Raw genomic sequence first — 14,095 nt, 5'->3', positions numbered from 1 at the left:
CCCACCCACCGCCGCCGTCCCCCAGGCCGGCGACCCCACCCTCACCCTCCTCCGCCGCATCGGCACGACCGACCCCACCGACCTCGACGACTACCGCGCGAACGGCGGCTACACCGCCCTCCGCCGCGCCTTCGCCCTCGGCCCCGCCGCCGTCATCCGCGAGGTCACCGACTCCGGCCTCCTCGGCCGCGGCGGCGCCGCCTTCCCCACCGGCCGCAAATGGCAGGCCACGGCCTCCCAGCCGGACCACCCCCACTACCTCGTCTGCAACGCCGACGAATCCGAACCGGGCACGTTCAAGGACCGCGTCCTCATGGAGGGCGACCCGTTCGCGCTGGTCGAAGCCATGACCATCGCGGCGTACGCGACCGGCGCGCACCAGGGCTACCTCTACCTCCGTGGCGAATACCCACGCGCCCTGCACCGCATGGAGCACGCCATCGCCCAGGCCCGCGCCCGCGGCCTCCTCGGAGAGGACGTCCTCCACCACGGCTACGCCTTCGACATCGAGATCAGGCGCGGCGCGGGCGCCTACATCTGCGGTGAGGAGACAGCGCTCTTCAACTCCATCGAGGGCCACCGGGGCGAGCCCCGCACCAAGCCCCCCTTCCCCGTGGAGAAGGGCCTGTTCGGCAAGCCGACCGTCGAGAACAACGTGGAGACCCTGGTCAACGTCCTGCCCGTCCTCACCATGGGCGCCCAGGCCTACGCGGCGATCGGCACGGAGAGGTCCACCGGCCCCAAACTCTTCTGCGTCTCGGGCAGCGTGGCCCGCCCCGGCGTCTACGAACTCCCCTTCGGGGCGACACTGGGCGACCTCCTCACCCTCGCCGGCGTCCGTGACAACCTCCGGGCGGTCCTCCTGGGCGGAGCCGCCGGCGGCTTCGTACGCCCCGACGAACTGGACATCCCCCTCACCTTCGAAGGCACCCGGGAAGCGGGCACCACGCTCGGCTCCGGGGTCGTCATGGCCTTCGACGACACGGTCCCGCTCCCCCGCCTCCTCCTGCGCATCGCCGAGTTCTTCCGCGACGAGTCGTGCGGCCAGTGCGTCCCCTGCCGGATCGGCACCGTCCGCCAGGAGGAGGCGCTGCACCGGATCGCCGAACGCACCGGCGCCGACGCCGCCGCCGACATCACCCTGCTGCGCGAGGTCGGCCGCGCGATGCGGGACGCCTCGATCTGTGGTCTGGGACAGACCGCGTGGAACGCCGTGGAATCCGCCATCGACCGTCTGGGGGCGTACGAATGACCGTGACACCGCTGGGGATCCCCCGCCGCCTGCTGGAGTTCACCCTCGACGGCGAGCCGGTCCGGGCGCCCGAGGGGTCGACGGTCCTGGACGCCTGCCGGGCCGCCGGGAAGGACATCCCGACCCTCTGCGAGGGCGACACCCTCACCCCGAAGAACGCCTGCCGCGTCTGCGTGGTGGAGGTCGAGGGCTCCCGCACCCTGGTCCCCGCCTGCTCCCGCAGGGCCGAGCCGGGCATGGAGGTGCGCACCGGCACCGAGCGGGCCCGGCACAGCCGCAAGGTCGTCCTGGAACTCCTCGCGTCCTCCGTCGACCTGTCGACGACCCCCCGGGTCGCCGGGTGGCTCAAGGAGTACGAGGCGAAACCGGACCGCTTCGGCCCGGACGCGGCCCGGCTCGACGAGGAACCCAGGATCGACAACGACCTGTACGTCCGCGACTACGACAAGTGCATCCTCTGCTACAAGTGCGTGGACGCCTGCGGCGACCAGTGGCAGAACACCTTCGCGATCTCGGTCGCGGGCCGCGGTTTCGACGCCCGGATCGCCGTCGAGCACGACGCCCCGCTGACCGACTCGGCGTGCGTGTACTGCGGAAACTGCATCGAGGTCTGCCCCACCGGGGCCCTGTCGTTCAAGTCGGAGTTCGACATGCGGGCGGCGGGTACGTGGGACGAGGCGCGGCAGACGGAGACGACGACCGTGTGCGCGTACTGCGGTGTGGGCTGCAACCTCACCCTCCATGTGCAGGACAATGAGATCGTGAAGGTCACGTCGCCGCACGACAATCCGGTGACCCACGGCAACCTGTGCATCAAGGGCCGCTTCGGCTTTTCGCACGTACAGAACCGGGACTGAACGGAACTGGCAGGGACATGGGACGAGTCACGGAACGACGCAAGGTTCTCCGCATCCGGGACGGGGCGGTCTCCAGCCGCCCCGACACGCTCGTCGCCGAGGAACCCCTGGAGATCAGGCTGAACGGCAAGCCCCTCGCCATCACCATGCGCACACCGGGCGACGACTTCGCCCTGGCGGCCGGTTTCCTGGTGAGCGAGGGAGTGCTGGCGACCGCCTCCGACCTGCAGAACATCGTCTATTGCGCGGGCGCGACGGTCGACGGCTCGAACACCTACAACGTGGTCGACGTGAAGACCGCCCCCGGAGTGGTGATCCCGGACATCACACTCGAACGCAACGTCTACACCACGTCCTCCTGCGGTCTGTGCGGCAAGGCCAGCCTCGACGCCGTGCGCACGACGGCCCGCCACCCCATCGCCGACGCTCCCCCGCTGCGCGTGGAGCCGGAGCTGCTGGCGAGCCTCCCGGACCGGCTGCGCGCGGCCCAGCGGGTCTTCGACCGCACGGGCGGCCTGCACGCGGCGGCCCTGTTCGACGAGGACGGCGAGCTGCTCGACGTACGGGAGGACGTGGGCCGGCACAACGCGGTCGACAAGCTGGTCGGCCGTGCCCTGCAGAGCGGGAACCTGCCGCTGTCCCGGACGATCCTGCTGGTCTCCGGCCGGGCCTCGTTCGAGCTGGCGCAGAAGGCGGTCATGGCCGGCGTTCCGATGCTGGCGGCGGTCTCCGCGCCGTCCTCGCTGGCCGTGGACCTGGCGGCGGAGACGGGCCTGACCCTGGTGGGCTTCCTGCGGGGCGGTTCCATGAACGTGTACGCGGGTGAGGACCGCATCGCCCTGCGGGCCGCGGCCGCCCGGGGCTGACCGGTCCCGCTCGCTGCACGGCGGCGGGGCCCCTGCCGGCGGGGAGCGCCCCCTGCGCCGCGGGGCCCCGCCTCGATCCCGTACCGCGCCGCCCCCTCACCTCTCCCGTCCGGACCCTGCTCCATTGCCATCGAAGAACGACGATCAGTAGGTTCGGGCCGTCGAACATCGAACGGCACGCTGTTCCGGTGTGCCAGGGGGCAGGGGGGCTCGCGGATGCGTACGCGATTTCGGGACTCGGGTCGCTCGACCCGGTCTTTCGGGACGAGGGCGGACGGGTCCGGTGGGCTCTCGCGGTGTACCGCGGTGCGCGCCGCCGCACCCCGCCGCGCCGCCGCGGGCCTGCTCGCCCTCGCCGTCGTGTGCGTGGTGGCCGCGGGGGCCGGGTGCGATGTCGTCGGAGGCTCGGGCTCGGGTCCGTCCGCGTCCTCCGAGGACGGCGAGGCGCCCCCTCGGGACGAGCGCAAGGCGACGAACCCGCCACCGGGGCTGCCCGCGGCTTTCACCACCGGTCAGCGGCTCGACTGGTCGGCCTGCCCGGCACCGTCCGGGGCGCAGGGGGACGGTGACGCCCCGGGCGACGGCTGGGAGTGCGCCACGATGAAGGCGCCGCTGGACTACGGGCGGCCCGGCCGCGACACGATCGACGTCGCCATGATCCGGAAGAGGGCCACCGGACCGGAGCGGAAGCGGATCGGGTCGCTCCTCCTCAACTTCGGCGGTCCCGGCCAGTCCGGCGTCGTGGGGCTCCCCGAGTTCGCGAGCGACTACGCCGCGCTGGGCGAGCAGTACGACCTGGTCAGTTTCGATCCGCGAGGCATCGGCGGGACGGCCCCCGTGATCTGCGGGGAGAAGGAGTACGAGGGCGGCGCCGCCTGCGGGAAGCACTCCGGTGAGCTGCTGCCGTACGTCGGCACCTCCCACACGGCGCGCGACATGGACCTGATGCGCTATCTCCTCGGTGACGAGGAGCTGCACTACTTCGGCGTCTCCTACGGCACCAGGCTGGGCGGCGTCTACGCCCACCTGTTCCCGGGGAACGTGGGCCGGCTCGTGCTCGAGGCCCCGGTCGACCCGACGCTGGACCGCCTGCAGGGCGAGCTCAGCCAGGTCAAGGCCGTCCAGCTCGCCTTCGACCGCTTCGCCGAACACTGCGCGAAGGCCTACGACGACTGCCCCACCGGCAGCGGCCCCGAGCAGGCCCGGCAACGCGTCACCGAACTGCTGGACAAGCTCGAGGAGAAGCCCGCGCCCACCGACGTCGGCGGGGAACTCGACGACGGTCTCGCCGCCCACGCCATCGCGAACCACCTGGACAGCGGCGAGGAAGGCTGGAGGCCGCTGGCGAAGGCGCTCCGCGAGGTCATGGAGCGGGGCACCGGCGACGCGTTGCTGGAGGAGGCGTACGACCACGGCCCGGACACCCAGGCACGCGGCACCCGGGCCGGCGCCGGAGCCCGCGGCGGGACCTCGGGCGGCAACGGCACGTCCGCCTTCGCGGCGATCACCTGCGCCGACTCCGACCTGCGCCCCGGCTTCACCGAAGCCGAGGCGATGATGAAGCGGATCGAGGCGGCCTCCCCCGTCTTCGGCGAGACCTGGGCCACCGGCGTCTACCTCTGCTACGAGTGGCCGTTCGACGGCGAGAGCGCCACCCCCGACGTCAGCGCGGACGGTGCCGCCCCGATCCTCGTCGTCGCCAACACCGGCGACCCGACGACGCCGTACGAGGGCGCCGAGCGGATGGCGGCCGAGCTGGGCGAGGGGGTCGGCGTGCTACTGACGGTGCGGGACGAGGGCCACGGGTCGTACCCCTTCAACCGCTGCGCGACCAAGGCCGTCGACACGTACCTCCTCCACGGCACGACCCCCCGGGCCGGCACGACGTGCTCGTGACGCCGGTCCTCACCGGCCGGAGCGGCCGGGATGCTCAGCCGGAACGTGTCCCCGTACCGGCCTCGGTTCGTGAGCGTCCGGCTCGGTCCGGGACGGTGATCTCCTCGGCGTCCGTCTCGACCGGGTCGTGGGACCGGCGCTTGGCGATCACCGCGCACACCATCAGCTGCATCTGGTGGAACAGCATCAGGGGCAGCACGGCGAGCGAGGCCTCGGCCCCGAACAGCACGCTCGCCATGGGCAGCCCGGCGGCCAGCGACTTCTTGGAGCCGGCGAACTGGATCGCGATCCGGTCCTCCCGGCCGAACCGCAGCGCCTTGGCGCCGTACCAGGTCAGCAGCAGCATCACGGCGAGCAGGACGGCCTCCACGGCGAGCAGTCCGCCGAGCCGGACCGGGCTCACCCGGTCCCAGACGCCCTGCACCACGCCCGCGCTGAACGCGGTGTAGACGACGAGCAGGATCGAGCCCCGGTCGACCAGCCCCAGCACCTTGCGGTGCCGGGAGACGAAGGAGCCGATCCAGCGGCGCAGCAGCTGTCCGGCGACGAACGGTGCCAGCAGCTGCAGGACGATCTTCAGCACCGAGTCGGCGGAGAACCCGCCTCCGCTGCCGCCGAGCACCGTCGCCGCGAGCAGCGGGGTGACGACGATGCCGACCAGCGAGGAGAAGGAGCCGGCGCAGATCGCGGCGGGCACGTTGCCGCGGGCGATCGAGGTGAACGCGATCGACGACTGGATGGTGGACGGGACCAGGGTGAGGAAGAGCAGGCCCTGGTAGAGCGGGTCGGTCAGGAACACCGGGACGAGTCCGCGGGCGGCCAGACCCAGCACCGGGAAGACGACGAAGGTGCAGGCCAGCACGGTGACATGGAGCCGCCAGTGCTTCAGTCCGTCCAGGGCCTCGCGGGTGGACAGCCGGGCGCCGTAGAGGAAGAACAGGAAGGCGATCGCGGCGGTGGAGGCGCCGGAGGCGAGATCCGCGCCGGTCCCCCGGGCGGGGAGCAGCGCGGCGAGGCCCACCGTCCCGAGCAGCAGCAGGATGTACGGGTCGATCGGCAGCCGACTCGGCCGACGCAGGCGTTTCACGGTGCTCCACTTGCTCATGTGCTCGGTACTCAGGGGTTCACGGGCGTCCCCTCCCCATCCTGCTCCCTCCCGCCGTGATCGGGAATCCGGTATACCGCTCTCACTGTCATCACGTTCCGCGATGACCGCCGCTACTCTGGCCGCATGTACGACCCGACGCAGCTGCGGACCTTCCTGTCGGTGGCGCAGACGCTGAGCTTCACGCAGGCGGCGCGGCGGCTCGGGCTGCGCCAGTCGACGGTGAGCCAGCACGTGCGGCGGCTGGAGGAGGCCACCGGGCGGCAGCTGTTCACGCGGGACACCCACTCGGTGGAGCTGACCGAGGACGGCGAGGCGATGCTCGGCTTCGCCCGGCGGATCCTGGACGTGCACGAGCAGGCGACGCGGTTCTTCACCGGCACCCGGCCGCGCGGACGGCTGCGGTTCGGCGCGTCGGAGGACTTCGTGCTGACCCGGCTGCCGGAGATCCTGGAGCGGTTCCGGCACGAGCACCCGGAGGTCGACCTGGAGCTGACGGTCGAGCTGTCGGGCATCCTGCACGAGCGGCTGGCGGCGGGCCGGCTGGACCTGGTGCTGGCCAAGCGGCTGCCGGAGGACCCGCGGGGCGAGCTGGTCTGGCACGACGAGCTGGTGTGGATCGGCGCGCCGGGCCTGCGGCCGGCCCCGGACCGTCCGGTGCCGTTGATCGTCTATCCGCCGCCCGGTATCACGCGGGCCCTCGCCCTGCGGGCGCTGGAGCGGGAGGGCCGTCAGTGGCGCATCGTGTGCACCAGCGGCAGCCTCAACGGGCTGCTCGCGGCGGCCCGTGCCGGGCTCGGGGTGATGGTGCACTCGCGCGGACTGATCCCGCCGGGGCTGGTGCGGATGCCGGAGCGGGCGGGGCTGCCGGAACCGGGCGAGGTGGACTTCGTGGTGGTGCACGGGCGGCGCCGTCCCTCCGCGCAGGGTGCGGCGGACGCGCTGGCGTCGGCGATCCTCGCGGGCGGCGACCGGCTGCACCGGGGCGGGCGGGAGTGACGTTTCGGCCCGGCCGCACGCTGGACCAGTGGGACCGGTGCGGCATCCCAAGGGGCGGTCATGCGGTCGTACAGATTCGGTGGAGATTACGGCACCGAAACTTACTCGACCGTCAGGATTCTGTCCGGCCCTTCCCCATGTGAGCGCTTTTTCCTTCACTGACCAGCGTGGACATGAGCTCTGCCCGGTTTCCGACCCCCTCCCGCCCGCTGTCCGCGTGGGGTAGCTTTCACGGCGCCGTGCGGGACGAGGACGTCGCCGCACCAGTCCGGGCGCCGATGAGCGGGGAGCGGGATTGCGCGAGTTCACCAGCCCTCCGTTGGCCCTGGAACCTCCGGCGGGCGGTCTGGCCGACGTGGTCTTCCGGTATGCCGAGGAGGACCCGTCGCGCATCGCGCTCGGCCGCAAGGACACCACCGGCCGGTGGCGGGACGTGAGCAGCGCGGAATTCCGCGACGAGGTGCTCGCCCTCGCGAAGGGCCTCCTCGCGGGCGGCGTCCGGTTCGGCGACCGGGTCGCGATCATGTCCCGTACCCGGTACGAGTGGACGCTCTTCGACTTCGCGCTGTGGACGATCGGCGCGCAGGTCGTGCCCGTCTATCCCACGTCCTCCGCCGAGCAGTGCCTCTGGATGCTGTACGACGCGGAGGTGACGGCCGCGATCGTGGAGCACGAGGACCACGCGATGACGATCGCCACCGTCATCGACCGGCTGCCGCGGATGCGCCGGCTGTGGCAGCTCGACGCGGGCGCGGTGCAGGAGCTGTACGACGCGGGCGCGCACCTCGACGACGACGTGGTGCACCGGCACCGGCGGGCGGTCACCCCCGACTCCGTCGCGACGGTCATCTACACCTCGGGCACCACCGGCCGCCCCAAGGGCTGTGTGCTCTCGCACGGCGGCTTCATGTACGAGGCGGACACCGTCATCGAGCGCTGGGAGCCGGTGTTCCACTCCCGCAGGGGCGACGAGGCCGCGACGCTGCTGTTCCTGCCGCTCGCGCACGTCTTCGGGCGGATGGTGGAGGTCGCGGCGATCCGCGGGAAGGTGAAGTTCGGCCATCAGCCGCAGCTGAACGCGGCGGCGCTGATGCCCGATCTGGCCGCGTTCCGGCCGACGTTCTTCCTCGCCGTGCCCTACATCTTCGAGAAGGTGTTCAACGCGGCGCGGCGCAAGGCGGAGCGGGAGGGCCGCTCGGGGCCGTTCGAGAAGGCCGTCGACGTGGCCGTCAGGTACGCGGACGCGATGGAGGCGAAGGCCTGGGGCACCGGGCCCGGCCCGTCCGCGGCGCTGCGGATGCAGCACCAGCTCTTCGACAAGCTCGTCTACGCCAAGATCCGGGCGGCGATGGGCGGCAGGATCCGGCACGCCATGTCGGGCGGTTCGGCGATGGACCGCCGGCTCGGCCTGTTCTTCGCGGGCGCGGGCGTGCACGTCTACGAGGGGTACGGGCTCACGGAGTCGACGGCGGCGGCCACCGCCAACCCGCCCGAGCGCACCCGCTACGGGACGGTCGGCCGGCCCATCCCCGGGGTCACCGTGCACATCGCGGACGACGGCGAGATCTGGCTGCACGGCGACAACGTCTTCGACGGCTACCTCAACAACCCCGAGGCCACCGACGAGGCCCTGCGCGACGGCTGGCTGGCCACCGGTGACCTCGGCTCCCTCGACGAGGACGGCTACCTCACCATCACCGGCCGCAAGAAGGAGATCCTGGTGACCTCCGGCGGCAAGAGCGTCTCGCCGGGGGCGCTGGAGGAGCGGGTGCGGGACCATCCGCTGGTCAGCCAGTGCATCGTCGTCGGCAACGACCGCCCGTACGTCGCCGCGCTGGTCACCCTGGACCAGGAGGCCGTCGAGCACTGGCTGGCGATGCGCGGCAAACCGCGGCTGCCACCGGCCGACCTGGTGCGCGACGCGGATCTGGAGACGGAGGTGCGGCGGGCCGTGGTCACGGCGAACACCCTGGTCTCGCAGGCCGAGTCGATCCGCACGTTCCGGATCCTGGCGCAGCCGTTCACCGAGGAGCACGGACTGCTCACGCCGTCGCTGAAGCTGAAGCGGAGGGCGATCGAAGAGGCGTACGCGACCGAGGTCGAGGCGCTCTACCGGGCATGAATTTCCCGGTCAGGAATGCGCCACGGGCCGTGATCGTTGACGATGGGGGTAACACCTGTAGTACCTGACCACAACCGAAGGATCGAGAGCTCGTGAGCAAGGTCCCCCCGATCATCCTGAACAACGGCGTCGAGATGCCCCAGCTGGGTTTCGGCGTCTGGCAGGTGCCGGACGCGGAGGCCGAGACGGCCGTGACGACGGCGCTGGAGGCCGGCTACCGCAGCATCGACACCGCGGCGATCTACGGCAACGAGGAGGGCACCGGACGGGCCCTCGCGAAGTCGGGCGTCCCGCGCGAGGACCTCTTCGTCACCACCAAGCTCTGGAACAGCGACCAGGGGTACGACTCCACCCTGCGGGCGTTCGACACGTCCCTGTCGAAGCTCGGCCTGGAGTACGTGGACCTCTACCTGATCCACTGGCCGACGCCCGCCCGGGACCGGTACGTCGACACGTACAAGGCGTTCGAGAAGCTGCTCTCCGACGGCCGGGTCCGCTCCATCGGCGTGTCCAACTTCCTGCCGGAGCACCTGGACCGGCTGATCGCCGAGACGTCCGTCGTCCCGGCGGTCAACCAGATCGAGCTGCATCCGCACCTGCAGCAGAACGCCGCGCGTGAGTACCACGCGGAGCAGGGCATCGCGACCGAGGCGTGGTCGCCGCTCGGTTCCGGCAAGGGGATCCTGGAGATCCCGGCGATCGTGGCGATCGCGCAGAAGCACGGCCGTACGCCGGCGCAGGTGGTGCTGCGCTGGCACCTCCAGCTGGGCAACGTCGTGATCCCGAAGTCGGTGACGCCGTCCCGGATCGAGGAGAACATCGACGTCTTCGGGTTCAGCCTGGACGCGGAGGACCTCGCCGCGATCAGCGCGCTGAACGAGGACCGGCGCATCGGTTCGGACCCGGCGGAGGTCAACAGCTGATCCCCCGCACGCGACGGCCTCCCCCGCTCCGGGGGAGGCCGTCGCGCGTCCGTGGGACGGTGCTCAGTTGGGCTGGCCGACGGGCCGTACGACCACGGTGTTGACGTCGACACCGGCCGGCTGTGCCATGGCCCACACGACCGAGTCGGCGATCTGGTCGGCGGTGAGCAGATGGCCGGGCGGGAGGCTGCCGTAGGAGTCCCAGAAGGGGGTCTCCACCCGGCCGGGCGCGATCAGGGTCACGCCGACACCCCACTCGGTGACCTGCCGCCGGGTGTTCTCGGCGAGCCCGGTCACCGCCCTCCCCCACTCTCGGCTTCGCTCGAGCGGGAGGTACCCCCATGGTGGCCCCGTAGATATTGCCCGGCGTGGGCACGAACCCGGCGACGCTGCCGACCAGCACGATCCGCCCGCGGGTCTCCTTCAGGGCGTCGATGGAGGCCCTGATCAGCAGGGCGGGACCGAGGACGTTGGTCAGCACCATCTCGGTCCACCCGGCGGGGTCGCCCTCGGCGACCGAGTCGTGGGTGGCGAAACCGGCGTTGGCGACGACGGTGTCCAGCCGGCCGAACCGCGTCAGCACGGTGTCCACCGCCGTCCGTACGTCGTCGTACTCGGCTGCGTTCCCGGTGATCGTCAACAGGTCCTCGGGCTCCCCGAGTTCCTTCGCGAAACCACGCAGCCGCTCCTCACCCCGCCCGGTGACGGCCACCCGCTGTCCCGCGTCCAGCAACCGCCGTGCGACGGCGGCGCCGATCCCGCTGCCGCCGCCGGTGATGAGCGCTACCGGAGAATCGGTCATGGAAACCCCCTGTGTGTCGTTGCGTGCCAGGGAGTCCATCACTTGGAGAGCTCTCCAGGTCAAGCCGTCACACGGGCCGTACCGCCGCGTGGACCGTGTGGGCCGCCAGGACGAACACGTCCGGGCGGTGGTGGACGCTCGCCTTGTCGTCGGGGTCGAGGAGGCGGTCGAGGGTGGCGCGGTCGTCGGCGTCCAGGTCCTCGCCGATGACCTCGCGCGTGCGGGTGAGGGCGGCGACCACATGGGCACGGGAGCGGTCCGTGACCGGGGCGGGGAGGTCGAGGAGGAAGGTGCGCGAGCGGGCGTGGTGCAGCCCGGCCGAGGTCAGCAGGGCCGGCCAGTCCTCGACGACGGCCACCGAGCCCGGCAGCTCGGCGCGCATCCGGCCGAACCGCTCCTCCTCCACCACGTTGATGCGCGCCTGGAGGCCGGGTCGGCCGAACCCGATGTCGCGGGGCAGGAACCGGACGGGCAGACCGCCCTCCATCACGGCCAGCGTGCCGCCGGGCGCCAGCCGCTCCGCGCAGGCGGCCAGCGCGGCGGCCTGATCCCCGAGGTGGTGCACGCTGCGGCTGGCCCACAGCAGGTCGGCCGGGTAGTCCAGCTCGCCGAGCACGTCGGGGAGTTCACCGGCGAGGGTGCCGAAACGGTCGCCGGCGCCCTGGCGCCCGGCACGGTCCCTGGCCCGCTCCAGCAGCGGTTCGGAACCGTCGACGGCCACGACCCGCGCGCCCGGGAAGGTCTCGGCGAACAGACACGAGATGACGCCGGGGCCGCTGCCCGCGTCCACGATCAGTCCCGGCTCCGTCACCTCCTTCGCCAGCCAGTTCAGGGCCCGCTCGTAGAGCGGTGTGAACAGCTCCGCCTCGGATTCGAGCAGGGGGGCCATCTCGGCCCAGTCGTGGTCGTGCCCGTGTCCGTGCTTGTGCCCGTGCTTGTGCTCGTGGTCGTGGTCGTGGTCGTGCTGGTGGTCGTGCGCCATGGTGCTCAGCCTCTCCGCTCGGATGCCGTCAGGGTGCGACGACGCACCGGCGACGGGCAACCCATGTTGCCGCTCCCGCAAAAAGGGTGCGGTGAACGAGGCGCGCGGCGCTCCGCCGGGACCGGACCTGGCAGGCCCGGCCCCGGCGGACCGGTGGTCAGCCCGTCACGACAGCGGCGGGTACGCGTTCTGCATCAGCTGCTGGAACTGGGCGGAGAACCAGTGCCCGGAGAGCGGGGCATTGCCCAGCGCACCCGACATGTTGTTGTCGTTGCGCGGGTTACCGGTGTACGTCGGGTCGCACATCCGGTCGAAGCCCTTGCCCTCGTCGTTGTCGATGACCTCGCTCGCGCCGTCGGACTCGCCCGGGGGCTTCATCCACACGTAGGCGTCGATCCCGGGCTCCGGTGAGGCCTGCGGACGCTCACCGAGTCCGGCTCCCGACTGGTTGCACCAGTTGCCCGTGTTGAACCGGCGGTCATAGCGGCCGCCGTCGACGTAGGTGTCCACGCTGGTCGTGGCACCGGGCCCGGTGGGCCGGTTCGCACCGCCCCAGCCGTTGCGGGAGGTGTCGATCAGCATGCCGATGCCCGAGTCGAAGCCGATCGAGACCAGTTGGTTGCGCAGCGCCTGGGCGTACGACAGCTCGTCGACGTAGCGGTTCCAGCTGACCCACTTCGACTCGCGCACCGACTTGCCGGCCACGTTGTCGCCGATGGAGAAGTGGTCCTCCTTCAGCGCGCTGTAGTTGGCCGTGTTGGCGATGAAGCCGTGCACGTCGGCGACGGTCGCGCCCTCGGCGGTCGCGGCCTCCTTGAACATCTGCGCGGAGGCGCCGAAGTTGTCGTCCCAGCCCAGCCAGCCGTGGTGGCCGGCGTCCACGTAGTTGTAGACGTTGGCCACGTCGCCGAGCTTGTTGAGGGCGTAGCCGACGCCCTTGACGTAGTTGCCGTTGGCCTTCATCACGTCGCAGTTGGGCGTGGCGGTGGGCCGCGGCGACACGTTGGTGACCAGGTTGGGCAGGGAGTCGATCTCGACCGTGGTGACGATCCGCAGCGAGGCGTACTTCGAGTCGGCGAGGATGGCCTTGATCGGGTCGATGTACTGCGTCTTGTACTTGTCGATCTCCGTCGGGCCGAGCTCGCCGTTGGAGGCGAGGGCGGCGCAGTCACGTCCGGGCAGGTTGTAGATGACCAGCTGGATGACGAGCTCGCCGGAACCCTTCTGCCGCAGGGCCTCGTCGAGGTGGTCGCGCAGGCTCATGCCGCCGTTGACGCCGTTGATGGCGGCGGTGCGGTCCAGCCAGACACCGGTGGGCTGGTTCGCGATGCGGCTGCCGCCCGGCTCGGCGGCGGCCTTCTCGGACCACTCGGGGTTCACGTACACCTTGGCGCCGTCATAGGGGTTGTTCACCCGGTTGCCGGGCGGGTCCGGCGGCGGGTCGGTGGGGCCGCCGCCGGAGTCGACGTTGCAGGTCACGCCGTCGAGGGTGAAGGTGGCGGGGACGGCGTTGCTGCCGCTGTAGCTGCCCTGGAAGCCGAAGGTGGTCGAACCTCCGGTGGCGAGGGTGCCGTTGTAGGACTCGTTGGCGGCGGTGACGTTCGCGCCGGACTGGGTCACCTTGGCGTTCCAGCCGCTGGTGACCTTCTGGTTTCCGGCGTAGGACCACTTCAGCGACCACGACGACTTGGCGGCGCTGTTGTTGGTGATCGTCACGGACGCGGTGAAGCCGGTGTCCCACTGGTTCTGCACCTTGTAGTCCACGGTGCAGGGGACGGCGGCCGCGCCGGACTCGCCGGGGACGGCGGCGATCGCCGTCCCGGTGGCGCCGGCGACCAGCGCCATGGCGGCGAGAAGCGCGGTTCTGGTGCGACTCATGGTGCGGGTTTCCTATCCGTAGGGGGCTGTCCTTCTGGGGCGCGCAGGTGATCGCGCGGCCTGGTGCCTTACGGGTGGGGATGCCGTTCGGACCTGATGGGGGCAGGCCTGTGGTGCCGGCCGGGAGTTTCCGGGCAGCACGGACGACACATGGATCCCACGGGAACGAGCGACCCCGCGTCAGGTGCTCCACACGTGCACGGGGATGGCTAAAAGTACTGAACGCGGGGGGTGGCGCATTGAGCGACTCCTTGCAGCTCGGACGCGTCGTGACGGACGCGTCGACTGATGGAACCGCTCCCACTGGTGCACATGAAGCTAGCGCCAAGTGACGGTAAAGAACAGAGGGGCCGCCGACTTTCGCGCAAGTTGAACCGTCGAATGTTTTCGATTCGCCACAAGGCTTGACCGCC

General features: G+C 71.3%; 10 protein-coding genes and 1 pseudogene. 7 read left to right on the top strand and 4 right to left on the bottom strand.

What is annotated here, in order from left to right; all coding sequences use genetic code 11:
- The 4 genes from KUM38_RS43120 to KUM38_RS36040 all read left to right on the top strand — a co-directional run.
- Nucleotides 1–1,252, top strand: a 1,252-nt coding sequence (locus KUM38_RS43120) for an NADH-quinone oxidoreductase subunit F (protein WP_217135986.1), incomplete at its 5' end; no start/stop codon positions are given.
- Nucleotides 1,249–2,109 (top strand): 2Fe-2S iron-sulfur cluster-binding protein, encoded by an 861-nt coding sequence (locus KUM38_RS36050; RefSeq protein ID WP_217135984.1) that lies wholly within the window; start codon nucleotides 1,249–1,251, stop codon nucleotides 2,107–2,109. The genes KUM38_RS43120 and KUM38_RS36050, both read left to right, overlap by 4 nt.
- Nucleotides 2,110–2,126: 17 nt before the next feature.
- Nucleotides 2,127–2,975 carry a formate dehydrogenase accessory sulfurtransferase FdhD gene (gene fdhD, locus KUM38_RS36045; RefSeq protein WP_217135982.1) on the top strand — a complete coding sequence of 283 codons (849 nt, stop codon included), beginning with the start codon at nucleotides 2,127–2,129 and terminating at the stop codon, nucleotides 2,973–2,975.
- A gap of 216 nt (nucleotides 2,976–3,191) precedes the next feature.
- Nucleotides 3,192–4,871, top strand: a complete 1,680-nt coding sequence (locus tag KUM38_RS36040) for an alpha/beta hydrolase (protein ID WP_217135980.1) — start codon at nucleotides 3,192–3,194, stop codon at nucleotides 4,869–4,871.
- A 34-nt stretch (nucleotides 4,872–4,905) separates the two neighbouring features.
- On the opposite strand, the gene KUM38_RS36035 is transcribed toward KUM38_RS36040, so the two are convergent.
- A complete protein-coding gene (locus tag KUM38_RS36035) occupies nucleotides 4,906–5,976 on the bottom strand; it encodes a bile acid:sodium symporter family protein (protein WP_254398247.1) in 1,071 nt (356 codons plus the stop codon).
- Between the two features lie 126 nt (nucleotides 5,977–6,102).
- Between KUM38_RS36035 and KUM38_RS36030 the strand changes: the two genes are divergently transcribed.
- From KUM38_RS36030 to KUM38_RS36020, 3 genes are all read left to right on the top strand, one after another.
- A complete protein-coding gene (locus KUM38_RS36030) occupies nucleotides 6,103–6,975 on the top strand; it encodes a LysR family transcriptional regulator (protein WP_217135978.1) in 873 nt (290 codons plus the stop codon).
- A gap of 295 nt (nucleotides 6,976–7,270) precedes the next feature.
- The gene (locus KUM38_RS36025; RefSeq protein WP_217135976.1) at nucleotides 7,271–9,097 is read left to right on the top strand and encodes a long-chain fatty acid--CoA ligase; all 1,827 of its coding nucleotides are present in this window, start codon (nucleotides 7,271–7,273) and stop codon (nucleotides 9,095–9,097) included.
- A 134-nt stretch (nucleotides 9,098–9,231) separates the two neighbouring features.
- On the top strand, nucleotides 9,232–10,020 hold the full coding sequence (locus KUM38_RS36020) for an aldo/keto reductase (protein WP_217136005.1): 789 nt from the start codon (nucleotides 9,232–9,234) through the stop codon (nucleotides 10,018–10,020).
- A 63-nt stretch (nucleotides 10,021–10,083) separates the two neighbouring features.
- Here KUM38_RS36020 and KUM38_RS36015 read toward each other — a convergent pair.
- The 3 genes and pseudogenes from KUM38_RS36015 to KUM38_RS36005 all read right to left on the bottom strand — a co-directional run bounded on the left by KUM38_RS36015 (nucleotide 10,084) and on the right by KUM38_RS36005 (nucleotide 13,682).
- Nucleotides 10,084–10,822 (bottom strand): annotated as a pseudogene (locus tag KUM38_RS36015) (SDR family oxidoreductase).
- Nucleotides 10,823–10,889: 67 nt separating this feature from the next.
- Nucleotides 10,890–11,804, bottom strand: a complete 915-nt coding sequence (locus KUM38_RS36010; RefSeq protein ID WP_217135974.1) for a trans-aconitate 2-methyltransferase — start codon at nucleotides 11,802–11,804, stop codon at nucleotides 10,890–10,892.
- A 165-nt stretch (nucleotides 11,805–11,969) separates the two neighbouring features.
- Nucleotides 11,970–13,682 carry a glycoside hydrolase family 6 protein gene (locus KUM38_RS36005; RefSeq protein WP_217135972.1) on the bottom strand — a complete coding sequence of 571 codons (1,713 nt, stop codon included), beginning with the start codon at nucleotides 13,680–13,682 and terminating at the stop codon, nucleotides 11,970–11,972.
- Nucleotides 13,683–14,095 lie beyond the last annotated feature (413 nt).

Source organism: Streptomyces sp. AC558_RSS880 (assembly GCF_019049255.1).
Lineage (GTDB): Bacteria > Actinomycetota > Actinomycetes > Streptomycetales > Streptomycetaceae > Streptomyces.
This window is presented reverse-complemented; position numbering and strand designations above follow the sequence as displayed.